The organism is Bradyrhizobium sp. NC92, assembly GCF_025200865.1.
Classification (GTDB): Bacteria; Pseudomonadota; Alphaproteobacteria; order Rhizobiales; family Xanthobacteraceae; genus Bradyrhizobium.
This window is the reverse complement of sequence record NZ_CP104171.1, coordinates 3,454,655-3,478,163: the sequence shown is the minus strand read 5'-3', so window position 1 is coordinate 3,478,163 and position 23,509 is coordinate 3,454,655. Positions and strand designations below refer to the sequence as shown.

Sequence of the window (23,509 nt, the reverse complement as noted above, 5' to 3'; positions counted from 1 at the left end):
CCTTTGAGTTGCAGTCAGTGTTCGACGTCGGTCTCACCGCGCATGCGGCCGGTGAGGAAGAGCTCGCCGAGCTCGTCATGGGTGATATCGGCGGGCCGGCCGTCCCAGATCACCTTGCCGAGCCGCAGGATGACGGCGCGCTGGGCCACCTGCATGGCTTTCTTGGTGTTCTGCTCGACCAGCAGGATGGTCTGGCCAGCGGCGTTGATGCGCGCGAGCTCGTCGAACACGATGCCGATCGCGGTCGGGGACAGCCCGACCGAGGGCTCGTCGACCAGCAGGATCTTTGGCCGCTGCAGCACGGCCATCGCAACCTCCAGCAATTGCTGCTCGCCGCCGGACATGTTGCCCGCCAGCGTGTTGCGGCGCGTCTTCAGGATCGGAAAGAGGTCGTAGACATAGTCGCGCTCCGCCTTCACCCTGCTGTCGCGCAAGGTATAGGCGGCCATCTGCAGATTCTCGTCGACCGTCATGACCGGAAAATTGCAGCGGCCCTGCGGCACCCAGGAGATGCCCTCCGCCAGGATCGCGCGCGACTTGAAGGCCGAGATATCCTTGCCCTGCCAGTTGATGCTGCCGCCCTTGACCGTGGTCATGCCATAGAGCGTCTTCAGCAGTGTCGACTTGCCGGCGCCATTCGGCCCCATCAGCGCGACGAACTGGCCCTGCGGCACGTCGAGATCGACGCCGTTGAGGATGTCGAGCGAGCCGTAGCCCGCGCGCAGCCCCTTGATGGAGAGAGAGGTTTCAGCCACCGAGATAAGCCTCCCGTACCGCCTGGTTTTGCACGATCTCGTCCGGTGTGCCTTCCGCGAGCTTGCGTCCCTGGTCGAGCACCACCACCCGCTTGCAGAGACTCGTGACCACGTCGATGTTGTGCTCGATGATCAGGAAGCTGACGCCGAAGGAGGTGTTGGCGAGGCGGATGCTGTCCACCACGCGCTCGATCAGCTTCGGGTTGATGCCGGCCATGGGCTCGTCGAGCAGAATGAGCTTTGGTTCCGGCATCAGCATCGAGGCGAACTGGATCAGCTTCTGCTGTCCGCCGGAGAGTTTTCCGGCCGGCTGGAAACGGACATCCCAGAGGCCAGCGATCTTGATCAGCTCGCGCGCCCGCTCCCGCAACGCCGCGACCCGATTGCGCGCGGCGGCGCCGATCCCGAAGGTCGACAGAACGCCGGGAAAGGTGAACATCTGGCCCGCGATCACGAGGTTCTCCTCGATGTCGAGCGCGGAGAACACCACAGTCTTCTGGAACGAGCGCAGCATGCGCCCTTCCCGCGCGATATCGTTCAGCGCCCAGCCCGTGATGTCCTGCCCGTCGAGCTTCACCGCGCCCGCGCTCGGCTTGGCAAGCCCGGTGACGCAATCGAAGAAGGTCGACTTGCCGGAGCCGTTGGGGCCGATCAGCCCGCAGATCTCGCCGCGATCGACATGAAGGTCGACACCGTCGACCGCGCGCACGGCGCCGTAGGATTTGCAGAGGCCGGATATATCGAGCATCGGCAGCCCGCTCATTTGCGCTTCTCCAGGAACGACGAGCAGCGGCTGATCAGCGGCGCGAACCCGTTCGGGAACCAGAACACCAGGCCGAGCAGGAAGAAGCCGTAGGCGATCATGCGCAGTTCGGGGGCGACGCGCAGCGCCTCGGTGAGACCGACGAACAGCAGGCTGCCGAAGATCACGCCCGAGATCGTCCCGGCCCCGCCGCCGAGCACGATGATCAGCATCGTCGTGGAGTAGTACATCTGGAAGGTCAGCGGGCTGACCACGGTCAAATAATGCGCATAGAGGCTGCCGCCGAGCCCGGCAAAGGCCGCGCTGATCATGAACACGACCAGCTTGTAGTGCCAGGTCGGGATGCCGACGGATTCGGCCAGCGTCTCGTTCTCGCGAATGGCGATCATGTTGCGCCCCGCCGGCGATCGCACGATCAGATAGACGGCAAGCGTAGCGAGCACGGCGATGGCGAGCACCAGGTAATAGAAGCCGACTGTTCCTGAGACCGTGAACGACGCCGGTCCCAGTGCGAAGTAAGGCTTTGGGATCGCCGCCAGCCCCATGTCACCGCGGGTCAGGCTGATCCAGTTCTTGGCGATCGCCTGGCCGATGATGACGAAGCCGAGCGTGCACATCACGAAGGACGTCGCACGCAGCCGCAGGGCGGGAATTCCGAGCGGCAGCGCGACCGCGCCGGTCACGAGGCCCGCGGCGAGGAAATTCAGGTAGAACGGCGTGCCGAAATGCACCGCCAGCAGCGCCGACGTATAGGCGCCGATGCCGAAGAACGCCGCCTGCGCCAGCGAGAGGAGCCCGGTATAGCCGAGCAGCAGGTTGAGCCCGTGCGCCGGCAGCAAGAAAATCAGCGCGATGATGATCGCGTGCAGCGGATAATTACCCAGAAACAACGGCGCGATGCAGGCCAGCGCGAGCAGCGCGAGGCCGAAGGGAGCGCGGAGATCCCGTCCCGTCGCAGCTGGGCTCTCGGCTTGGGTCACGGTCTGGTCTCGGGCGATCTCGGTCAAGGTGTCACATCCCTGCGATCAGAAGCGCGCCTGCGCGGAGAACAACCCGTGCGGACGCCACATCAGCACCAGCATCAAGGTCGCAAATCCCACGGTGTCGCGGAACTGGAGGCCGACATAAGTGGCAACCAGGCTCTCGGCGATGCCTAAAATCATCGCGGCGACGAAGGTGCCGCGAACGTTGCCGAGCCCGCCCATGATGATGATCGGCAGCGTCTTGAAGGTGATGAGCTCGCCCATCCCGCCATAGACGCTGACATTGACCGGCGCGGTCAGCACGCCAGACAGCGCGGCAAGACCTGCACCGAGAATGAAAGTCCAGAGCGCGATATGACGGACATCGATGCCGACCACCGCGCAGCACTCGATGTTCTGCGATACAGCGCGCATCGCCTTGCCCATCCGGCTGTAGGTGACCATCAGCTCGAGGCCGACGAAGACGATGAGGCCGACGATGATGATCAGGATACGCTGCTCTGCCAGGGTGAAGCCGAACAGCGTCACCGGCTCGATGTAGCCGCCGGAGAAGAACTTGTAGCTGCCGCCGAACACCAGGATGATGGTGTTCTGGAGGATCAACGCGACACCGAGGGTTGCCAGCACACCGGCCTCGGCCGGTGCGCCCACGATGCGCTGCATCACGACATTGCCGACAACGACCGCAATGACAGAAGTCGCCACCACGCCGATCACGACCGCGACCGGATACGGCAGATCGAAATACTCGATGGCGAACCAGGCGCCGAAGGTGCCGAGCATATAGTATTCGCCATGGGCGAAGTTGATGGCGCGCAGCACGCCGAAAATCATCGTCATGCCGACGGCAACGATCGCGTACACCGATCCGGATACGATGCCGTTAACGACCTGCTCGATGATCGTGTAGAACATGTGCGTGCCGCCTATTTGGGATAGTCGATCTCGGCGGAATAGGCACCCTTGATGGCAGGCTTGCCGTTCTCGATCTCGAGCAGAATCATCGGCAGCCGCGCCTGATTGTGATCGTCGAAGGTCACTTCGCCGACTGCACTTGCATAGTGGATCTTGGAGAGTGCGGCGCGGACCTTCTCACGATCGATGCTCTGAGCTTGCTCGATCGCCTTGGCAAGAAGATGCGTCGTCTCCCAGTGCACATAGGCGTGGTTGTTCGGCGCCTCTCGATACTCGGCAGTGAACTTCTCGACGAAGGCCTTGCTCTTCTCCGAGTCATAGGCCGGCAGCCAGGCCGCCGCCTCGATCGCGCCTTCCATTGCCTTCGGCGCCGCCTTGATGGTGCTCGCGGTATTCAACGGGATCTTGCCGGCGATCCCGACCTCTATCATCTGACGTCCGACGATCGGCGAAGAATCGGCGTTGCCATACATGATGATGGCCTGGGCGCCGGCATCGCGGATTTTTGACAGCACGCTGCGGAAGTCGACCTCGCCTTCCTTGTAATAGTCTTCCGTCAGGATCTGGCTCTTGAACCGCGGGAGATACTTCTTGGTGAACTCAATGGCCGCACGGCCGTAATCGCTGTCGACCGAGAGCACGGCGTATTTGGTAAAGCCCTTCTTCTCGGCGGCGTATTGCAGCACGATCAACGCGCGGTTCTCGTCGGTCGGATAGTTGCGATAGGTCCATTTGAAGCCGCCGACACCCGCCTTGTAGGTGATCTTCGGGTTCGACGAGGCGGCATTGAGGAGCAGCACGCCTGCATCTTCGGCAACCGGCTGCATCGCCAGCGTCACCGAACTCGAGACGTCGCCGATGATGAAATCGACTTGGTCCTGGTCGATCAGCCGCCGGGTCGCCGAGACGCCCTCGACCGGCGTCCCCTGGCTGTCACCGGCCAGAATGTTGATCTTGCGCCCACCGATACCGCCGGCGCCGTTGATCTCCTTCGCCGCCATCTGGGCACCGCGCAGCGAGAAGGCACCGTAGCGGGCATTCGGCCCGCTCATCGGCGCGACAAGACCGAGTCTGACCGTCCCGTCTTCGCTTCGCGCCGCGAAGGCGCTGGAGGAAACCGTCTGGAGTCCTATCAGGGCAGTTCCGATGCAAAATCCCCGTCGGCTCAACTCGATCGTCATTTGCCCGCTCCGTTGCTGCTACAAAATGATGCGCCCGCGAACCTCGCCACTTCCGTGGTCTTGCCCTTGGAATTTTTTGCTGCGGCCGACGGTAAAAAAATGATTTACGTTTGATGACAGGGGAAGCACCGACTGCGGTCTGCCGCCATAGCGATTTCTTATGGCGACCCTGAGTTCTGTCGATTGTCGCTCGATGCAGCTAGCGCTGCGCTCCGCGCGCGAGCCTCTTTCGGCCCCCGCGAACCGGCGGACGGCGTATCCGCGACGCCGCGCCTCGACCAAAATCTTCGAGTAGTACAGGCGGACGAGCAGTCGGCGCACCAATGCGGCGCCATCCACAACGGAACGCCTGATCACGTTAGCTGTGAAGAGATTTTTCTTGATCTCCCGGTGCACATGCCGTGCACACGCCGCCTTCCAACCCATTGAAAGACTTGAACTTTCGCTCCAATCCATCACGGGCCAATTTGAGCTAGCTCCAGCAATCGAGCTCCGATTGGAGCTAGTCCGGCGCAACGCGCATCCCTGGCGCGATCGCCTGTCATCGCCCTGCTCGGCACCGAGACACCAAACCGACTCAAGCTGGTGTTCGAACTCGATCCAGCTTCGTTCCTCATCAAGCCCTTGCGATCGGCCGGCATCTACGCAGCGCTCGTCATGGCTTTCGAGCGGAACGAACGCACAAGCAACAAATTCTCAAGCTCGAGCAGCGTCTGCGGGCACGTCGCCTCGTGTTTGCCGCCGTTCTTCAGGTAATGCATTCGCATACGCTCGCCGAGCCCTGCCGCCTTTGCGTTGACCCGCAGAACCGCGATGGAGCAGCGCAAGACGATCGAAGAACTCTCGGCGCAGATAACGGCAAGGGGTATGCTGCCACGCGCGACGGGTTAGATTGCTTCCTGTTGCGAGAAACGGGCCGCAATTTCCTATGCCCCCTTTTTATGTTTTGAATCCGAGTCTATTCAGACAGTCGCGCAGAACCAAGGCACTGAGGGCATATGTTTGTGTCGGACACACCAACTGCGCGGCGCACTCCACTTTCTCGATCCCGGTCTATCGTTTGCCGCCGCACCAAACACGTGTTGAGCACCGTAGCGACACCCTTCGCTTCTGCACGCGCCACTGCGCTGCCGCGCTCTTTGTTCAGAGCGGCGTTGATAGCCGAGTCCAACCAAGCTAAGCCAATTTCAAGGTACTTGGTCAGGGGGATTTTTAATGAGAGCGACATTTCTAAAGCTACGCAAGGTAAGAAATAAGAGCTAGCAGCACTACTCCCACTCTATGTCGTCGCAGACCGGCAGCCGTAGAACTCCACGCTGAGACTCATTCAGACAACGCCGAGGCGCCCGAGCGCATTTGGCAAGCCGCGATGGCCTCCTTGGACCGGATCACCGATCATGCTTCAAGTCCCGCACACTGCGCGCGCTGTTAGCGCGCGACCTGGGGAACGTAGTGCTCTAGCTCCTGGTCCGGGAAATGCACGGTGCGTCCGAGCTCGGCGGACCGATAGAGCGCCATCAACATTTCCATGACGCCGACGCCATCATCGAACGTTTCGGCAGGACTGAGCCCGCGCCTAAACGCTTCGACCATGTGCCGATTTTCATCAGTATAGCCGTAGATGCCTGTTTCGTCTTCGACGACCGGCATCAAACCCTGCTCGGCATTCTGCTTCTCGATGAGGTCCTCGCCTTCGGAACCGCTGAGCGTCCGGGCCAGGAACACCTTGAGGCCCGTTGAGAGTGAGGAGAACTCCATCGAATATTCGGGCCCGAGCAATTCGAGCTGGATGCGCAGGCCGGCCCCGACATAGGCCCAGGAGGTCGTTGCCTCGATCAGGACCTGATGCCCATCCATGTCTTCCAGCGTCAGGATGCCACGCGCGAAATCCTCGACCGGGCGTTTCGCAAAATCGATCTCCATCCGCGTCTTCAGATCGGCCGCATAGCGCGGGCGCGTCCATTTGAGATTGGCCGTCGTGGCGCTGGCACTGACCAGCCGCAGGCTGTCGCGGCTCGCGCCGGGCGCCGTCAGCATGAAGCGCGCGACTTCGACCGAATGGCACATCATGTCGGAGAGCACGCCACCGCCCTGCTTGTCGCCCTGCCAGAACCAGGGCTCATGCGGTCCGGAATGTTCCTCCGCGGCACGGGCGAGATAGGGACGCCCGCTTCCAGGTACGGCACGCCGCCAGATGATGTCCTTGCCACGCGTCACCGCGGTCGAGAACAACTGGTTTTCCAAATAGCCGTGGAGCAGGCCAGCATCCTCGACGAGGCTGCGCATCTCGCGCGCCTCGGCGAGCGTGCGCGCCAGCGGCTTTTCGCAGGCCACGGCGCGCAAGGGAGCTCCCGACTTCGTCACCCCATGGATCTCGCGCATGATATCGAGGCGCGTATCGTTCGGCGTCAGGATCCAAAGCGCATCGACCTCACCGGAAGTCGCCATGGCCTCGATGCTATCGAACACATGCGCCGGTCCGAGGCCAAGATTCCGGGCCTTCTCCGCGATGCGCGTTCGTCGCTCGGCGGACCGACTGTAGACACCGCCGATGCTGACATTGCGCACGCCAAGCATGGACTGCAGATGAAATGCGGCAATGAAGCCGCTTCCGACGAGACCGACGCGCAGCACCGGAAGTTCCGCGAACTTCTGCATTCAAGACGCCTCCTTCAGCGACAATCGCCGTCTTTTTTCAATGCGACTTTCTCCGCTGCCGACCCGGAATAGCCGCCAGCAATGTCTGGGTATAGGGATGTTCGGGCCGGCTCAACAGGTCCGCGGCCGGCTTGACTTCGACGATCTCGCCATACCGCATCACCGCGATCCGGTCGCAGACCTGGGCGGCAACGTTGAGATCGTGCGTGATAAAGAGAACGGCGAGCCGCAACTCCTTCTTCAACCTCTCGAGCAGCGCGAGCACCTGCGCCTGGACCGAGACATCGAGCGCCGACACGGGCTCGTCGGCCACGAGCACCTCGGGATCCAGCGCAAGCGCGCGCGCAATGCCGATCCGCTGGCGTTGTCCGCCGGAGAACTCATGCGGGTAACGTTGCACCGCGCCGGAATCGAGCCCGACCAACGTCAGCAATTCCCTGGCGCGCGCAAACGCTTGCGCGGCGGGCACCCCATGCGCAATCGGTCCATCGGCGATGATCTGCCCGACTCGACGACGCGGATTGAGCGAGGCGAAAGGATCCTGGAACACCATTTGGATGTGTTTGCGCGCGGCGCGCAGCTCCGATCCGCGGGCGTCCGAGAAATTCAATTCTCCGATGTGGACGACCCCTGCATCCGCGTCCGTCAGCCGCATGACAAGCCGGCCGATCGTGCTCTTGCCCGAACCGGACTCCCCGACCAGGCCGAGCGTCTCGCCGCGACGAATCTCGAAGCTGACGCTCTTCACGGCGGAAACTTCCGCGGGCGGGCTGAACCAGTCGCTGCTCTTATAAGTCTTCACGAGTCCTGATGCCGCGCAGGCGGTGGGCGCGTCTGCGTCCTCGACTTTTGCCCGCGGAATGCCGCGCGGCACGGCTGCCAGCAACCTCTGCGTATAGGGATGCTGTGCGCGCTCAAGCACCTCGTCGACCGTAGCTTCTTCGACGACGCGCCCCTTCTCCATAACAGCGACACGGTCGGCGATGTCGGCCACAACCCCGAAATCGTGGGTGATGAACAGCACCGCCATGCCACGCCGCTGCTGGATGTCTCGGATGAGCTTGAGGATCTGCGCCTGCGTGGTGACGTCGAGCGCCGTGGTCGGCTCGTCCGCCACCAGAATCGAGGGTTCGAGCGCCAGAGCCATCGCAATCATGGCGCGCTGACGCTGCCCGCCGGACAGTTGATGCGGATAGCTACGGATGATGCGCTCGGGATCGCGGAGGCCGACTTCCTCGAGCAGCGCGCGCACGCGCACCTCGCGTTCGGCCGGCGTGAGCTGGTGATGCGCTTCGAACGCCTCGATGATCTGGGCACCGATCCGGATCACCGGATTGAGCGCGGTCATCGGCTCCTGGAAGATCATCGCGATCTTCCGGCCGCGCAGGTTCCGCCACTTTGCCGGAGAGAGAGCACGTAAGTCCAGTCCCTCGAACCGGATACTGCCCGCGGTCCAGCGAATGTCTTTCGACAATAGCCCCATCACCGCGGAAGCGCAGACCGATTTGCCCGAGCCGGATTCACCGACGACGCAAAGGATCTGTCGCGGGTGGAGGGCGAGCGAAATGTCCTCGACGGCAAAAGCGCGATCCGCGCCCGGCGGCAACGCCAGGGTCAGGTGCTCGATGGATAGGATCGCCTTTGCCATCCCGTTCATGTCATCCGATCCACCATCGTCGCCCGCCCCTTCGCTCAAACTGCCAGCGCGATGCCGTCCTTGCGATGATCCGACGCGCCGAACATGACGCCCCTGGATCTGTCGAGGTGCACGACCTGGCAACCTCCGAGCGGCTCGTCCGCCCAGACCACGCGATGACCGCGCCCGGTCAAATCGTCGGCGACAGCCGCGGGAATCGTTGGCTCGAGCGTCAACACACCATCGAAGGCAAAGCTTCGTGGCACATCAGAGGACTGCTGCACATCAAGGCCGCGATCGAGCACTCCGCTCAGGATCTGGATATGTCCGGTGGCCTGATATTGTCCGCCCATGACGCCAAAAACCATGGTCGGCTTGCCATCCTTCGAGAGCAGGCCCGGGATGATGGTGTGGAAGGGGCGCTTGCGCGGCGCGATCGCATTGGGATGTCCCTCGACAAGGGAAAACCCCGCGCCGCGATTCTGGAGGAGCACGCCCGATCGCGGGGCGTAGATACCGCTCCCGAAGGCGAAGAACAGGGAGTTGATCAGGGAGACCATCCTGCCGTCGCGATCGGCGACGGCAACGTAGGCCGTATCGCGATGGACCGGCATGTCGAACACCGTCGGCTCGCTCGCGCGCTCCCTGCTGATGCGGCCGCGCAAGGCCGCGACTGTTCGCTCCGAGAGCAGCGCATCGACGTCGAGCGGATGGAATGCGGGGTCGGCGACCAGCGCGTCGCGCTGCCGATAAGCCGCCTTGGTCGCTTCGGCAAGGAGATGGATGCGATCCGCTTCGCTCAGCGACGGGTCGGCCATGTCGAAGCCGGCAAGAATGCGGGCGATCAATAGCGCGGCGACGCCCTGCCCGTTGGGCGGACATTGCCAGATCTCGTGGCCGCGATAGTCGGTGGAAATCGGCGTGACGTAGTCGGGTCGCGCGCTCGCGAGGTCTTCGAGTTGCATCAACCCGCCCATCGCCTTCAGCGTTGCGACGATTTCCTCTGCGACCGCGCCTTCGTAGAACGCGCTGCGCCCTTCGCGCGCAATCCGCCGCAGCGTCGCGCCGAGTGCGGGATGGCTGAGCCTGGCGCCGACGGCAGGCGCAGCGCCACCGGGCAGGTAGACGGGAATGCCGGCCTGATGTCGTTCGAGACGATTGGCGTAGCGCGCCCAATCCAGCGCGGCGCGCGGGGTGACAACGAAGCCGGTCTCGGCCGCGCGGATCGCCGGCGCCAAGACCTCATCCAAGCTTTTGGATCCATGGTCGGCAGAGAGCCGGCACCACGCATCGACGGCCCCCGGCACCGTGACGGCATGGGGTGAGTCATCAGGAATCGATGTCAGTCCCTGCTGCTGAAACCAACCGAGCTCGGCCTTTTGCGGCGCCCTGCCGGAGCCGTTGACGGCAACGGGCTTTCCGGACGCGGGCGCATAGATTGCAAAACAATCGCCGCCCACGCCGGTCATGTGCGGATCGATGACGCCCTGGAGTGCAATCGCAGCGATCGCGGCATCGACGGCATTGCCGCCGCTGCGCAACATCTCCACCGCCGCGAGCGCAACGGCAGGATGCGAGGCCGCGGCCATGCCGCGATCACCGACCGCGAGCGACCGTCCCGGCACCATGAAATCGCGCTGTCGCCAATTCAAGCGGTTCTCCGAGTCTCGTTCCGGGGCCGTTTGGCCAGTGCAGCGGTAGCCTTCTCGTCGCAGATGATCTCGACGTTGCGGTGCAGTCGAAGCGCCGAGGCCGGGGACGCGGGTCCAATCGGACCTTCGATTGCGGCTGCGACTGCGGCCCCCTTCTCCGACCCTGTTGCGACCAGAAGAATGCTCCTGGCCTGCAGTATTGTCGCGATCCCCATCGTGATCGCGCGCCGCGGAACATGAGCGAGGTCCGGAAAGCCGCCTGCGTTCGCAACACGCGTCGCTTCATCGAGCTCGACCTCGCGGGTCCGCGAGGCGAAATCGGAGCCCGGCTCATTGAAGCCGATATGGCCGTTGGCGCCGATGCCGAGGAGCAGCAGATCGATGCCTCCGCTTGCGGCGATCTGCGCTTCATAGGCGGCTGCCTCCGCCGCGACATCTTCGGCCATGCCGTTGGGGAGCCTTGCGCGCCCGGCCTCGATATCCACGTGCCCGAACAAATGTTCATGCATGTAGCGATGAAAGCTTCCCCCCGAGCTCGGCGCAAGACCGACATATTCATCGAGGTTGAAGCACGTCACCTCGCGAAACGAGATCAGGCCCGCACGGCTTGCCGCGACGAGACGGGCATAGAGCGGCGTCATCGTCGCGCCCGTCGCAAGGCCGAGGGTCAGCTGCGTCCGATTGCGCATGCAGGCAACGATGCGTTCAGCCCCCCGTTCCGCGGCAGCTGCGGCAGCGGCGCTCCGTACGATCTCGATCCTCGGTGCGTACTCTTTCATGCCGCGACTTCTGCTGCCGCAAATGGCAGCGCGAGGGGGCCCGACCCGCGGCCGATGCCGAACAGCGACCGATGCATGAGGTCGATCGCGCTACCGATCGCGCCGATCAGCGTGGCGCGATTGCCGAGCGTGCTGAGCTCAATGCGAACCGGTTGAAGCATGCAGCGCTCCAGATAGTCGTCGATACGATGCTTCAACTCGGGCCGCGCTCCGATGCTCCCGCCCAGAATGATGATTTCCGGATCCAGCACGCTGTGCACGGCCAGAATGGCGGTCGAGAGGATCCGGCCGATCTCATCGATGGTGATCCGAGCTGCCTCCTCGCCTTGCAGCCGGTCGAAGACGTCGCGCACCGTGCTGGCGGGCGCGCCGCCAAGACCGACATAGCGCTCGACGATGCCGGCGCTGCCGACGGCGGTCTCCAGCGTGCCGTATTTCAGACCACGTGCGTCATAGGGATCGCCGCCAAGCGGCAGATAGGCGATCTCGCCGGCGCTCCCCCGTGCGCCGCGCACAAGGCTGCCATCCGAAAAGATGCCCATGCCGATGCCGGTGCCGAGCGCGATAAAGGCGAAACTGCGGATTGCGCGGCTGCTGCCGCGCCAATGCTCCCCGATCGCAGCGAGATTGACGTCATTCTCGATGAGGACCTCGATGCCGAGTTGCTCGCGCAAGGCAGCCTTTACATCCAGGCTATCAAGTCCGGGAATGTTGGGCGCAATGACGATGCTGCCGGATCCCGGATCAACCATGCCGGGACTTCCCATGACGCCACCCCGCAGGCGCTGCGCAGAGACATTGGCCCGCACCAGCAACGCATCCTTCATACGCCCTATCTGGGCGACGACGGCACGGCCGCCGTCGTTGGAGGTGGGTTCGATGCTCTCGGCAACGATCTCGCCGTGCAGATCAGCGAGCGCGACATGCAGTTTCGTACCGCCGAGGTCGATGCCCAAGACGAAGGCGGCGTCCGGCCGAAGCGCGTACGTCACCGCACTTCTTCCGACGTTGCCTTGGATCTGCCCGTCCTCGCGCACCCAGCCGTCGCGCTCGAGCTCGCGCATCACTTCGGAGATGGTTTGCTTGGACAGGCCGGTGCTGCGCGCGATTTCGGCGCGCGAGACTGATCGATCGCGCAGCAAACGCTCGACCACAAGACGCACGGATTGCTGTCGGGCAACGGGCGAAGACGGGGCGTCCTGCATGAGTCTGTCCAATTAGTCCACTCTCAGAACTAAATCGCTCGATCAGCCCTCCGTCAAGGGTCTTTTTTTTCGATTTTCCGTCATATACCCCAGCGGGCTGGCACCTCATTTCGTATCAGGACGCCCATTTGTTCGTCATATTTACAAATGGACCCGGCCGTGCTTGTCTTCCGCCGCGGAAGCAGAGCCTAGGGACGAAAGGACCTCCGGATGAAACGGATCGGAATCGCGCTGGCGGCATTTTTCACGATTGCATCGAGCCTGGCCTCAGCCAATGCAGCGACGCTGCGGGTCGGCATTCAGGACGATCCCGATGCGCTCGATCCGGCACTTGGCGGCACCTACACGGGACGTTTTGTCTTCGCGGCGCTCTGCGACAAGCTCGTTGATATCTCGCCCGACCTGAAAATCGTGCCGCAGCTCGCGGAATCATGGGAATGGGCTGCAGACGGCAAGTCGATCACGTTCGCGCTGCGCAAGAACGTCACCTTTCATGACGGCACCGCGTTCGATGCGGCCGCGGTCAAATTCAACATCGAGCGCATGAAGACGATGCCGGACTCCAAGCGAAAGTCAGAGCTTGCGCCGGTCCAGAGCGTCGAGGCGCTCGCCGCCGACAAGGTGAAGTTCAATCTGTCGGAGCCGTTCGTCCCGCTGCTTGCCAACCTCAGCGACCGCGCTGGCATGATGGTGTCGCCGAAGGCCGCCATGGAAAAAGCCGGTGAATTTGCCGCCGCGCCGGTTTGTGCCGGTCCGTATCAATTCGTCGAGCGCAAGTCGCGCGACCTCATTCGCGTCAAGAAATATCCGGGCTACTGGAACGTCGGACAGATCGGCTATGACGAGGTCGTCTACTTCTATGTCCCCGACTCGACGGTTCGGCTGTCACGGGTGAGGGCCGGCGATCTCGACCTCGCCGAGCGCGTCGCGCCGACCGACCTCAAGACCATCCGCGACGATTCCAATCTTGCGCTGCATTCCGGCAAGGGGCTTGCCGTTTCGCATCTGATGTTCAACGTCGGAGCCGGCGCAAAGGCCGACACGCCGCTGGGCAAGAACGCGGCGCTGCGCCAGGCCTTTGAGCTCTCGATCGACCGCAACGTCATCAACAAGGTCGCCTTCAACGGCGAGTTCTTGGCCGACAACCAGATGATTCCGCCCTCCTCGCCCTACTACGACGCCGCACACAAGGCGCCTGCGCGGGACGTCGCCAAGGCGAATGCGATGATTGCCGCCGCCGGAATGACCCGCGTGCCGATGGAGCTGCAGTTCGAGAACACGGCCGGAGATTCCCGCGTCGCGCAGATCATCCAGTCGATGGCGGGTGAGGCCGGCTTCGACGTCAAGCTGTTGCCGATGGAAACGGCCACGGCGATCGAGCGCTACATGAACGGCAATTTCGAAGCCTATATCGGCAACTGGAGCGGCCGCGCGGATCCGGATCCGACCTTGGTTGCCTTCTTCAGCTGCGCGGGCTCGCAGAACGTCAACAAGTACTGCAACAAGGATCTCGATGTGATCCTGAATCAGGCCCGGGCCGAGGCCGACGAGACCAAGCGCAAGGCGCTTTACGCCAAGGTCACTGATGTATATCTCGGTGACCTTTCATCGATCCCGCTCTATCACCCGAACTGGTTCTTCGCGGCGCGCAAGTCGGTCGGTGGCATCGTAATGGTTCCGGATGGCCTTCTCCGTCTGGTTGGTGTCAAGCCGACGAACTGAGGCGCACCGCATGCAGCACCCCGACCGCGTGAGCAACAGTTTGCGTCGATGAAGGCCCTGCTTTTTCGGCGGCTCGCCATCTCGTTGCCGACCCTCTTGCTGGTGTCGATGATGGTCTTCGGGCTGCAGAAGCTGCTGCCCGGCGACCCGGCACTGGCGCTGGCCGGTGAAGAGCACAATCCGGAAGTCGTGGAATACCTGCGGCAGAAGTATCGCTTCAACGATCCGGTTCCGGTGCAGTACGCCATCTGGCTCAAAGCCGTGATTCAGGGTGATTTCGGAACGTCGGTGCGAACCCGCTTGCCGATCGGCAAGATGCTGGTTGAGAAGCTACCCGTGACGATCGAACTCGCGACCCTCTCGATGCTGGTCGCCCTGGTCATCGGCCTTCCGATCGGCATTTTTGCCGCGTTGTGGCGCGGGACGCCACTCGACTACGGCGCCAGCATGTTTGGACTGGCCGGACTTTCCATTCCCCACTTCTGGCTGGGCATCATGCTCATCCTGCTGTTCTCCGTGAATCTCGGCTGGCTGCCTGCAGGCGGCTTCGTTCCACCTTCCGAAAGCATCGGGCAAAACCTGCTGACGATGCTGATGCCAGCGCTTGTGCTGGGCACAGGCACCGCTGCAATCATGATGCGCCATGTCCGCAGCGCGATGATCCAGGCCATGAAGCAGGACTATGTGCGCACGGCCCGCGCCAAGGGTGTCCGCGAAGGCACGATCGTGCTGCGTCACGCCCTGCCGAACGCAATGATCCCGGTCGTCACCCTCGGCACGCTTCAATTCGGCGAACTGCTGGCGGGAGCGGTCCTGACGGAGCAGGTGTTTTCAATCCCGGGTTTTGGCAAGATGGTCGTCGATGGCGTGTTCAGCCGCGATTACGCTGTCGTGCAAGCAGTCGTGCTCTGTACCGCAGCCATCTTTCTGTTGATGAGCCTCATTGCCGATCTCGCCTACGCCGCGCTCAATCCAAGGCTTCGATCATGAGCACAATCGAGACGCAGCCGATTGCAGCCCAGGCGCATGGGCGCGGCTCCGAACTTCGCCGGCTGCTCCACGAGCCTTCCGCATTGATCGGTGGCGCGATCATCCTGTTCTTCATCGTGCTGGCCGTGTTTGCATCCTGGCTCGCGCCCTACGATCCAAACACACCCGATTGGATGGCCGTGCGTGCTGCGCCCAGTGCGGCACATTGGTTTGGGACGGACGATCTCGGTCGAGATGTACTCTCGCGTGTCGTCTTCGGCACGCAAGCCTCGCTGGCTGCCGGCATGATCTCGGTAACCGTCGCGGTCTTTGTCGGACTTCCCTTGGGGCTCATCGCCGGCTATTTCGGCGGCCTCGCCGACATGGTGATCTCGCGCCTTGCGGACGCCCTGCTCGCCTGCCCCTTTCTCGTGCTCGCGATTGCGCTGGCCGCATTTCTTGGCCCCAGCCTGGAGAATGCGATGATCGCAATCGGCATTTCTGCCGTTCCGGTCTTCGTCCGCGTTGCACGCGCCGAGACCCTGGTTGTGCGCACAGAGGACTATATCTTGGCTGCCCGTTCCCAAGGGCTCGGTCATTTCGCCATTTTGGCCGGGCAAGTGCTGCCAAATGTTCTGGCGCCCACCATCGTACAGGCGACGCTCACCATGGCGATCGCAGTTCTGGCAGAAGCAAGCCTTGCATTTCTCGGGCTAGGTCAGTTGCCGCCCGCGCCCTCTTGGGGCGCCATGCTCGATGTCGCGCGCCAGTTTCTCGGCGAGGCACCATGGATGGCGCTTTGGCCCGGCCTTGCGATCATCACGCTCGTGATCGGCTTCAACCTCATCGGCGACGGCCTGAACAGTGCTCTAAATCCCAGACACTAGCGCGCGGCGTCCAAGTGCACCGCTGCAATGCGAGAACTCGGCAGCATAAGCTTTGCTGGTAAGGGGAAGGGACTTGCTACCAGGATCCATAGTTCTCAAGCAGCAATACAAAATTGACGCAAGAAGTGCGTTTGCGTGGAAATTCTTCTCAGACGTGCCGCGGTTGCTCTCTCATGGACGCAAAGCGCACCAATCTATGACCGAGCCAGTCACTTGCCCCGACTTGAGCCCAATCGACTTTATCACCGGACCCAGGCTCGCGGGCGTCGCTTCAACAAAACGCTAAATTGTCTGCACTCGAGTCACTGTCCGGCTCCAGGCCTTGCGAACGATAGGCTGCCTGCAGAGCTTGGTCCGCCTTCGCGCGCGTGTCGCTTACGTGATCCCGTCGACGATCGCATTCGGGTCTTACCGGGCTCATTCTTTGCCGCGAAGCGGTAGTCGACCGCCGCCTTCGCGTCAAACGTCGGCACTACTTAACTAAATTGGATACTGCGGCTAGCTGGCGTGAACAGCCGCGTCCTCCTCAAACGGTCAAGGCAGTACTCTTGTCAGATGCGTGCGCCGCTTCATTTCTGCAACCGATCCTTGCATCGAACCGGCCATACTCGACGTGAAGCTTCTGGTTGCGGCTCAAGAATGAACTAGTTCATACTATCGGGATAGAAAACACCGCTACGTTACGAACTGATCTGCATCGGGCGAGGTCCGGGTCGGAATTTTCTCTGGGTTCCGCCTCGCGCATCCCACGCGAGCACAGGTTGCTCTGGCGGCAAATCCGTCGAGCCTGATTTCGGTCAACGCGTGTCGGAGTTGTGGTGAGGTTCACATGTGCACAGGACTGGGCACGCCCATGTGCAATATCTGCGGCAAATTCTGCGCGCGCGGCGAACTGCCACCAAGCCTCGTGTTAGCCATAGTGTTCGGACAAGGTTGTCGGCATACGCACGCACCCGCGCCATTGAACAGTAAAACGCGACTAAATCTATCGCTAAGTCCCGGCCTCGGGCTCCAACCCGATTTGTTGCCCACGACGGGCGGCGGGCGTACCATTCCACGCCGGTTGTCAGCCTAGTGTCGAGAATTTAAGGACCGGCCGGAATACGAACGGCCCAACAGAAGATTTTACTCGGCCGGCCAGAGCTCGGTCGAACTTTTCATAATCTCGCGACCAGGAAGGCTCTTCATGACGGGGGGCATCAGTGCGAGGATAGTGGAGCGCAAGGTCGCCATTCTCGGGCGGCTTGGCGTCCACCCGATGGTTCGCCTCTCGCTCCCGGCGCGCCGGCTTCTCGCCTTTCTCGCGCTTCAAGGCCGGCCGGTCTCGCGCACCGCAGCCGCTAGCAATCTCTGGCTGGATCTCGCCGAAGACGCGGGCCGAGCCAACCTCCGCCGCGCGCTGTGGCACGTTCCGCCCGGCTGGATCGAGACCATGGGCGACGAGCTGGTGCTGTCGGCGGACGTTGATTTCTCGCGCGCACAGGCCACCGCGGCCCGTGCCCTCAAGGGCGAAGCGCTTACCTTCGAGGACATCGTATTGCTATCGAACGACGTTCTGCCCGGCTGGCATGAGGAGTGGCTGATCGCCGGGCAGGAGGCGTTTCGCCTGCTGCGGGTGGAGGCGCTCGAGGCGGCCTGCCGGATCATGACGACGTGTGGCGATCTCGCGCTGGCAGCACAGGCGGGGGTCGCCGCGCTCGCCGCCGAGCCGCTGCGCGAATCGGCGGCCGAAGCGCTGATCGATGCATATCTCGCCCAGCGCAATCGCTACCAGGCGGTCCAGTGCTACCGTTCGCTGGCAAAGCGCCTTGCCTGCGAGCTGGGCGTGGCCCCGGATGAGGCGCTGGCGAAGCGCGTGGCCGGCATTTGTCCCGCCTCACGCACCGCGCACTAGCTTCCCCTTCCCTTTTTGTCTCTTCCTTTTCCGGAGTCTGCAGGGACGGCCGTCGTCTGCCCGTGGACGATCCTGCGACGCTGCGTGGACGCCTCGGAAAGCGCCGCGGCCACGGCAGCAATACGCACTGAGCGCGCGAACAAGACGGCAAGGCGACGGCGGCACACACAGCGGCGGACGGCGGTCATGCTCAACTGCACCGCAGATGTTCAGGAGGCCGGAGTCGCGCGATGCTGAATCAACAAGAGTCATCCCATCTCTTCGCCGCGCAGGAAAACCCGTTCGCTGAAGCCTTCGCCGAAACCGGCAACGGCGCGGCGATCGGCTTCGCTCCGTGGAGCGAGAATCTCACACCATTCACAGCGACGCTCGATGGCGGCGCAAGCCAGTCCGAGACCGACCGCCTGGTGGCCGAAGTCTATGCCGAGCTTCGCGACGAAGCGTTCGATGAAGCGCTTGCGTTTCTGGCAGAGGAGACCGAGCAGGCACTCGACGAGCGGTTCGTCGGCGAGACGCCGGCGTCCGCACAGGAGCGCGAACGCTATGCCGACGCGCACCTCGCCCCGGTGCGCTTCGAGGCGCAACAGTATCTGCAGACGCTGGAAGCAGGGATGGCCGGCCTGGACGTCGGCTCCCTTTCAGAGCAACAGCTCGATGAGGTGCTGGAGAGATTCGACCCATCGATCGGAGAGCTGACGCCGGCCGGCGAGGAGTTCATCGGCAAGCTCATCAAGAAAGCCAAGGGCGTCGTCAAGACCGTCGCCAATGTGGCAAAGAGCGTCGGCAAGGTCGCGGGGTCGCTGCTCGGGCCGGTTCTGAACAAGCTGCGCGGCCTGATCAATCCCCTGCTCCGGCGCGTCCTGTCCTTCGCCATCGGCCGGCTGCCGGCACCTCTGCAGCCGCACGCACGCGCGCTCGCCGCCCGATTCACGTCCGAGGCTGCGGAGGAGAGCATCGACGAAGCTCAGGTGTCACCGGCGAACCTGACCGACATGGAGTCGCTCGCCGAATCCTTCGACGCGGCCATCGCGGAGGTACTGGCGGCCGATGCGGCAGCCGAGTTCGAAGGCGAGGCGTTCGGTGCGACGGACGAGAGCGAGATCGAGACGCGGGAACTCGAGGTGCTCGCCGAAGCCCGCGGCGCACTGATCGAACGGCTGCGCGACGCCGACGAGGACGAAGATCTCGCGCCGGCGATCGAGCAATTCGTTCCCGCCCTGCTCGGCGCGCTGCGGCTCGGAATCAACCTCGTCGGTCGACCGAAGGTGGTGGGCTTCCTCGCCAATTATCTCGGCCAGTTGATCGGCAAATGGGTAGGACCGCAGCTCAAAGGGCCTCTGTCGAACGCCATCGTAGATACCGGTCTGAGGCTCATCTCGCTCGAGGCCGAGGACCGGGCGCAGCTCGAGCGCAGCGACGAGGTGGCGCCGGTCGCGCTCGCCAGCGTCGTCGAGGATACGGTCCGCCAGTTCGCCGAGAACGAGGACTACGTGTTCGAGGACGAAGAGCTGACCCAGCTCGCGACCGCAGAAGCGTTTAGCCAAGCCGTTGCAACGCATTTCCCGCCTCGCTTCGTTCGTGCGTCGCTGCAGCAGGCCCCGTCGCTCGGCGGAACCTTCGTGAGCCGCCGCCCGCGTAGCCTCCGGCCCTATCGCAAGTACAACCGCACGCCCGATATCCAGGTGACGTCGCAGATTGCGGACACGCTGCCCACCTTCGGCGGATCGACGGTCGGCGCGGCGATGCGGGCGGCGGGCGCGCAGTTTCCGATCCGCGCGCGCATGCACATCTATCAGTCTGCGCCCGGCACCACGCTCCAGCGCATGGTGCGCACCGACCGGTCGGGCGCAGGCGCAGGCCGCGGCTACATCAACACCGCCAACGTCCATCCGCTGACGCCGGCGGCGGCCGGCGTTCTACTGCGTGAACCGAAGCTCGGTGTCGCGGTGCCCGCCGCATATCTTCGCTCGCGACAGCGGATCGCCGCGGGCCAGCGCTTCTACATTCTGGAGCCGGTCGGCGCCGGCGCGCCGCCAACTTTGCCCGCGGGCCCGGCGGGACAGGCCGCGGCCAGGCGTCTGCGCGCAAGCTGTGCCTGGGCTTCGGTGAATATGCGCCAGGCGCGCATCACCGTCGGAATCTACTTGTCGGAGGCGGAGACGCAGAAGATCGTCGCGGCGATCCGCAAGGGCCAGGGAAGCCTCCCGCTGCTGCAGGCGCTCACCAGGACCTACCAGGACATGGAGCGACTCTCCGCCGGCGGCCAGGCTCCTCTCCGGATGTTGCGCGAGGATGGCGAGGACGGCGAGACTTTCGAGGACTTCGCTGCCCACAGGGGCAAGCTGCTGCCGCCCGGCCTGACCGCTCAGCTGCGCCAGCGCCTGCGCGCCTGGGTGATCCCGGCGTTGACGAAATGGGCGCGAGCCAATGCGGAAGCGTTCGTGCGCGCAGCCGGACATCCCGATCCCGGTGTAACGGTTCGCATCCGCCTCACCGCGGTCCCCGGGCTCGACGCGATCCGCAGGATGCTGCGCGGCGGTGCGTCCGCGCCGTCCGGCGCCGCGCTGCGCGGCACACCGAGCATCGCCATCTCCGTCACACCTGGGCGAGGCTGCAAGTGACGCGTGACATCGACCAGCATCTCGTCACCTCGGACCTCCAGCGGCAGGTCGCCCACTGGCTGGCGGCCGCTCGCACGTTTCGCGATGCCGAGGAGTTTGCTTCGATCGAGGCCTGGAAGTCGGTGGAACGCGACACCGGTGCGCCGCTGCGCCAGCAGATCAACGCGGTCGTCGAGGAACTCATCGAGCTCGGTGAGGCGACGCAGCGGGTCGTTGCCGAGGCGCGGAAGAATCCGGCCCGCATTCCAGCCGCCTCGACCGGTGTCCAGCGCTTCCGTCGCCGCTACGTCCAGGTCGACACCACGCTCGATTTCCTCGGAGATGCCGTGAACTCGCGAACGAGTGCGCCTCTGCGCGAGGCGCTCACGACGCTCGACCGGCTTGCGGTCACGAGCATGCAGGGCGTGCTCGAGCGGGCGAGGAAGCCGGTGCCAAGAGTGCTGGTGTACCAGGACAAGGGAACCGGCGCATCGATCCTGCGCGCGGGCGTCCGCCTCTGGGCGCCCGGGGTCATCATGCCGGTCGCCGCCATCAAGATCGTGCGCCACAATCTCTATCGCCCCACCTCGCTCTTTCACGAGACTGGCCATCAGGTCGCTCACCTCACCGGCTGGACGCCCTCCGTGCGAGCGGCCATAGCGCGCGCGCTGAAGGACGATGAAAAGCTTCAGGCGATGTGGACACCCTGGGCCTCCGAGATCGGTGCCGACGTCTTTGCCTTTCTTCACACCGGCTATGCCTCGACGGCGGCGCTCTACGACGTCGTCGGCAATGCCGACACCATCCTGCAATGGCCGGTGGGCGACCCGCACCCGATCGGGTGGCTTCGCACAGTCCTCGGTTGCGCAATGTCACGCCTCTGCTTCGGCGATAAGGGCCCATGGAATGCCCTGCAACGGGCCATGGAAGCGCATTATCCGATCGCCCTCGCCGAAGAGACGCTGCAGCCCCTGCTCGCCCGCTCGAAGGCCGCGATGCCAAGGATCGCAGAAGCGTGTCTCTCAGCGCCCGTACCGGGGCTCGGCGGCCGGCCGATGACCGACGCGCTCGATCCAAAACGCGTCTCCCCCCAGGCGCTTGCCGAGCTCGAACACACCGCTGGCGCAGCGCTCTGGACGTCGCCGGCGTGGCGGCAGCGTGAGGGAATACGGATCGTCGCACTCGCCGGTCTGCGCGAGGCCGAATGTCCGGAGACTGCACCGATGTGGATTGAACGCGCACGCAGCTGGTTCATCAACCAAGCCGAAGCGGCGTGAATTGAGAAAGGAATACGACATGGCCAAGAAGCCTTCATCTTCGGCAGGATCCGAGTCCGTGCTGGAGCTTGCCAAACGCCAATCGGACGGGCACCCGCGCAACGAGGAGATCGACCTCCTCAAGCAGACCATCAACGAACTGCACGAGCGCGATGCGAAGCGCGAGCAGGAGCTGTGCCACTTGAATCAGGCGCTGAGCCGCTTGTCGCAGATGAGCGCGATCGAATGCATCCTGACCAACGGATTCGAGGAACTGTCCACCAAGCTCGCACCGCTGGCGGAGATCGGACCTCATCGCGTTCCGATCGCGGATGGCGCTGTGAACGCGCGTCTTGCAAGCATGATCGAAGCCACAGCGCGGCCGAGCTGGTCGGGAGCATCGACCGTGCCGATACCAACGCGTCCCGTTCCATTCATCGGCGAGGTCGTTCCGCGCCCACGCGACAACGAAAGGTACTAGTCATGATCCAGCAGCTGATTGACCGCATGATGGCGCCGCCGTCCAACATGTCGCGCGACGCGGCGGCCGCAATAGTGCTCATGTGCGATCCGTTCGATCTGTTGCTCCACATGGAACAGGTCTGGAACGCCTTTCGCGTATGGGGACCGCCGCCGAATCCGCAGCCGGCCAGCCCGGCCCGGCTGGCCTTCCTCCGCTACGACATCGGCGCATTCGCGCCATTCATCCCGGATCCGTCGTTGGCCGGTGTCCCGCAATGGGACCACCTCGGCTACAGCTACGTTCTGGAGAACACACGCGCCATCCAGATCCTGCGCCGCGTCCTCCGGGAGTATCGCTCCGGCGAGGGATTGGGCATCCCGTCAATCGCGACCCAGCGTTGGCTCGAGATCACCGAGGTGCTGCTGTTTGGTGCCGCCAATCCGCTTGCCCCGTGGCTGTCCACCAGTGTCATCCGTCCCGATCCCGAGGCGGTACGGCGCAACGCATACTGGCGGCTCTTCGGCCTCGACCTGGCATTCGGCACCGACGACAACCGGCCGCCCACCTACGACAAGGCCACGCACGCGAACGCGTCATTCATCCAGGTGTTCGAGGAACTCCTTTTTGAATTGTGGCAGGCGATCACCAACGTTCGCAACACATCCGGCGTGAACGCCTCAGACGACGATCGGATTTTCAGGATCGCCGAAGCACTGCGATTTGCACTGCGCGCCCGGCGGCAAAATCAGTTGCTCAGTCGGGAGGAGCTGGTCGCGGCAACGGCCCTCGGCTGGGCCGAATTGACGCTAAGCGCCAACACGCCGGTGGTCGAGGATCTGGTTGCCAACGCCACGAGCCCCTACGAGCGCCTGCGGATGATCGGCGAGCGCGTTGGGCTCGCACCGCACAGCAGGTCGTCGGCTCTGTTCTCGATGGCTGGCGATCTTTCCCGGTTCCTGCGCATCGTCGAGTCCGGCGTCGTGTCCGGACCTGAACTGGCGTGGGTTCTCTACCTCGAGCAGCCGCCGGTCGGTTCGCCGCCGGGCGCAGCTTCGCCGATCGGGGCTTCGAGCAGGCGGGTCATCACTGAGTGGGCATCCGCAACTGGCAAGGATCTGAAGACACGCGCAAAGCCGATCGAGATGCGGCCGCCGACCCGACCGCCACTGCTCGTCGGCGCACGTTGAGGTC

19 protein-coding genes and 1 pseudogene are annotated in these 23,509 nt (G+C 63.6%); 9 read left to right on the top strand and 11 right to left on the bottom strand.

The annotated features are described in order from the left end of the window. Window positions 1-14: 14 nt before the first annotated feature. From N2602_RS16015 to N2602_RS15990, 6 genes are read right to left on the bottom strand one after another with little or no spacing between them, the layout of a single operon-like run. A complete protein-coding gene (locus N2602_RS16015; protein ID WP_172788035.1) occupies window positions 15-755 on the bottom strand; it encodes an ABC transporter ATP-binding protein in 741 nt (246 codons plus the stop codon). Then, window positions 748-1,518: an ABC transporter ATP-binding protein gene (locus tag N2602_RS16010; RefSeq protein WP_172788034.1), complete on the bottom strand. Its 771-nt coding sequence runs from the start codon at window positions 1,516-1,518 to the stop codon at window positions 748-750. The genes N2602_RS16015 and N2602_RS16010 overlap by 8 nt, the downstream gene beginning before the upstream one ends. Then, window positions 1,515-2,525: a branched-chain amino acid ABC transporter permease gene (locus N2602_RS16005; protein ID WP_172788033.1), complete on the bottom strand. Its 1,011-nt coding sequence runs from the start codon at window positions 2,523-2,525 to the stop codon at window positions 1,515-1,517. The genes N2602_RS16010 and N2602_RS16005 overlap by 4 nt, the downstream gene beginning before the upstream one ends. A gap of 18 nt (window positions 2,526-2,543) precedes the next feature. Further along, window positions 2,544-3,416 (bottom strand): branched-chain amino acid ABC transporter permease, encoded by an 873-nt coding sequence (locus tag N2602_RS16000; protein WP_260383231.1) that lies wholly within the window; start codon window positions 3,414-3,416, stop codon window positions 2,544-2,546. Window positions 3,417-3,427: 11 nt separating this feature from the next. After that, window positions 3,428-4,597, bottom strand: coding sequence for an ABC transporter substrate-binding protein (locus N2602_RS15995; RefSeq protein WP_260383230.1), 1,170 nt, complete (start codon window positions 4,595-4,597; stop codon window positions 3,428-3,430). A gap of 18 nt (window positions 4,598-4,615) precedes the next feature. Continuing rightward, on the bottom strand, window positions 4,616-5,023 hold the full coding sequence (locus tag N2602_RS15990; protein WP_260383229.1) for a hypothetical protein: 408 nt from the start codon (window positions 5,021-5,023) through the stop codon (window positions 4,616-4,618). 69 nt (window positions 5,024-5,092) lie between these two features. On the opposite strand from N2602_RS15990, the pseudogene N2602_RS38930 reads away from it, so the two are divergent. Beyond that, window positions 5,093-5,200 (top strand): annotated as a pseudogene (locus N2602_RS38930) (ANTAR domain-containing protein); the annotation flags it as partial. An 825-nt stretch (window positions 5,201-6,025) separates the two neighbouring features. Here the strand turns inward: N2602_RS38930 and N2602_RS15985 are convergent. Genes N2602_RS15985 through N2602_RS15965 form a run of 5 tightly spaced genes read right to left on the bottom strand, consistent with a single transcriptional unit; the run spans window position 6,026 to window position 12,527 of the window. Further along, window positions 6,026-7,255, bottom strand: coding sequence for a Gfo/Idh/MocA family protein (locus N2602_RS15985; protein WP_260383228.1), 1,230 nt, complete (start codon window positions 7,253-7,255; stop codon window positions 6,026-6,028). A gap of 37 nt (window positions 7,256-7,292) precedes the next feature. Continuing rightward, window positions 7,293-8,903 (bottom strand): ABC transporter ATP-binding protein, encoded by a 1,611-nt coding sequence (locus N2602_RS15980; protein WP_260383663.1) that lies wholly within the window; start codon window positions 8,901-8,903, stop codon window positions 7,293-7,295. A gap of 44 nt (window positions 8,904-8,947) precedes the next feature. Continuing rightward, window positions 8,948-10,519 carry a gamma-glutamyltransferase gene (gene ggt, locus N2602_RS15975; RefSeq protein WP_260383662.1) on the bottom strand — a complete coding sequence of 524 codons (1,572 nt, stop codon included), beginning with the start codon at window positions 10,517-10,519 and terminating at the stop codon, window positions 8,948-8,950. Window positions 10,520-10,539: 20 nt separating this feature from the next. Beyond that, entirely contained in the window at window positions 10,540-11,322 is a 783-nt protein-coding gene (gene nagB / locus N2602_RS15970) for a glucosamine-6-phosphate deaminase (protein ID WP_260383227.1), read from the bottom strand. Then, a complete protein-coding gene (locus tag N2602_RS15965; protein WP_260383226.1) occupies window positions 11,319-12,527 on the bottom strand; it encodes an ROK family transcriptional regulator in 1,209 nt (402 codons plus the stop codon). The genes nagB and N2602_RS15965 overlap by 4 nt, the downstream gene beginning before the upstream one ends. 210 nt (window positions 12,528-12,737) lie before the next feature. Here N2602_RS15965 and N2602_RS15960 point away from each other — a divergent pair, with 210 nt between their 5' ends. From N2602_RS15960 to N2602_RS15920, 8 genes are all read left to right on the top strand, one after another. Next, a complete protein-coding gene (locus tag N2602_RS15960; RefSeq protein WP_260383225.1) occupies window positions 12,738-14,249 on the top strand; it encodes an ABC transporter substrate-binding protein in 1,512 nt (503 codons plus the stop codon). A 48-nt stretch (window positions 14,250-14,297) separates the two neighbouring features. Then, window positions 14,298-15,239: an ABC transporter permease gene (locus N2602_RS15955; protein ID WP_260383224.1), complete on the top strand. Its 942-nt coding sequence runs from the start codon at window positions 14,298-14,300 to the stop codon at window positions 15,237-15,239. Beyond that, window positions 15,236-16,105 carry an ABC transporter permease gene (locus tag N2602_RS15950; protein WP_260383223.1) on the top strand — a complete coding sequence of 290 codons (870 nt, stop codon included), beginning with the start codon at window positions 15,236-15,238 and terminating at the stop codon, window positions 16,103-16,105. The genes N2602_RS15955 and N2602_RS15950 overlap by 4 nt, the downstream gene beginning before the upstream one ends. 1,186 nt (window positions 16,106-17,291) lie before the next feature. Then, window positions 17,292-17,999 (top strand): BTAD domain-containing putative transcriptional regulator, encoded by a 708-nt coding sequence (locus N2602_RS15940; protein ID WP_260383222.1) that lies wholly within the window; start codon window positions 17,292-17,294, stop codon window positions 17,997-17,999. A 230-nt stretch (window positions 18,000-18,229) separates the two neighbouring features. Continuing rightward, complete coding sequence (locus N2602_RS15935) at window positions 18,230-20,620, top strand: hypothetical protein (protein ID WP_260383221.1); 2,391 nt, start codon at window positions 18,230-18,232, stop codon at window positions 20,618-20,620. Next, complete coding sequence (locus tag N2602_RS15930) at window positions 20,617-21,876, top strand: hypothetical protein (RefSeq protein WP_172788024.1); 1,260 nt, start codon at window positions 20,617-20,619, stop codon at window positions 21,874-21,876. Before N2602_RS15935 ends, N2602_RS15930 begins: the two co-directional genes overlap by 4 nt. A 19-nt stretch (window positions 21,877-21,895) precedes the next feature. Further along, the gene (locus tag N2602_RS15925) at window positions 21,896-22,336 is read left to right on the top strand and encodes a hypothetical protein (protein WP_172788023.1); all 441 of its coding nucleotides are present in this window, start codon (window positions 21,896-21,898) and stop codon (window positions 22,334-22,336) included. Between the two features lie 2 nt (window positions 22,337-22,338). Beyond that, on the top strand, window positions 22,339-23,505 hold the full coding sequence (locus N2602_RS15920; RefSeq protein WP_172788022.1) for a hypothetical protein: 1,167 nt from the start codon (window positions 22,339-22,341) through the stop codon (window positions 23,503-23,505). Window positions 23,506-23,509 lie beyond the last annotated feature (4 nt).

Excerpts from the sequence above, each read along its gene's own strand:
- N2602_RS16010 (WP_172788034.1), bottom strand. The coding sequence starts at position 1,518 with ATGAGCGGGCTGCCGATGCTCGATATATCCGGCCTCTGCAAATCCTAC.
- N2602_RS16000 (WP_260383231.1), bottom strand. The coding sequence starts at position 3,416 with ATGTTCTACACGATCATCGAGCAGGTCGTTAACGGCATCGTATCCGGA.
- N2602_RS15995 (WP_260383230.1), bottom strand. The coding sequence starts at position 4,597 with ATGACGATCGAGTTGAGCCGACGGGGATTTTGCATCGGAACTGCCCTG.
- N2602_RS15990 (WP_260383229.1), bottom strand. The coding sequence starts at position 5,023 with ATGGGTTGGAAGGCGGCGTGTGCACGGCATGTGCACCGGGAGATCAAG.
- N2602_RS15985 (WP_260383228.1), bottom strand. The coding sequence starts at position 7,255 with ATGCAGAAGTTCGCGGAACTTCCGGTGCTGCGCGTCGGTCTCGTCGGA.
- N2602_RS15980 (WP_260383663.1), bottom strand. The coding sequence starts at position 8,903 with ATGGCAAAGGCGATCCTATCCATCGAGCACCTGACCCTGGCGTTGCCG.
- ggt (WP_260383662.1), bottom strand. The coding sequence starts at position 10,519 with ATGGTGCCGGGACGGTCGCTCGCGGTCGGTGATCGCGGCATGGCCGCG.
- nagB (WP_260383227.1), bottom strand. The coding sequence starts at position 11,322 with ATGAAAGAGTACGCACCGAGGATCGAGATCGTACGGAGCGCCGCTGCC.
- N2602_RS15965 (WP_260383226.1), bottom strand. The coding sequence starts at position 12,527 with ATGCAGGACGCCCCGTCTTCGCCCGTTGCCCGACAGCAATCCGTGCGT.
- N2602_RS15960 (WP_260383225.1), top strand. The coding sequence starts at position 12,738 with ATGAAACGGATCGGAATCGCGCTGGCGGCATTTTTCACGATTGCATCG.
- N2602_RS15955 (WP_260383224.1), top strand. The coding sequence starts at position 14,298 with ATGAAGGCCCTGCTTTTTCGGCGGCTCGCCATCTCGTTGCCGACCCTC.
- N2602_RS15950 (WP_260383223.1), top strand. The coding sequence starts at position 15,236 with ATGAGCACAATCGAGACGCAGCCGATTGCAGCCCAGGCGCATGGGCGC.
- N2602_RS15940 (WP_260383222.1), top strand. The coding sequence starts at position 17,292 with ATGACGGGGGGCATCAGTGCGAGGATAGTGGAGCGCAAGGTCGCCATT.
- N2602_RS15935 (WP_260383221.1), top strand. The coding sequence starts at position 18,230 with ATGCTGAATCAACAAGAGTCATCCCATCTCTTCGCCGCGCAGGAAAAC.
- N2602_RS15925 (WP_172788023.1), top strand. The coding sequence starts at position 21,896 with ATGGCCAAGAAGCCTTCATCTTCGGCAGGATCCGAGTCCGTGCTGGAG.
- N2602_RS15920 (WP_172788022.1), top strand. The coding sequence starts at position 22,339 with ATGATCCAGCAGCTGATTGACCGCATGATGGCGCCGCCGTCCAACATG.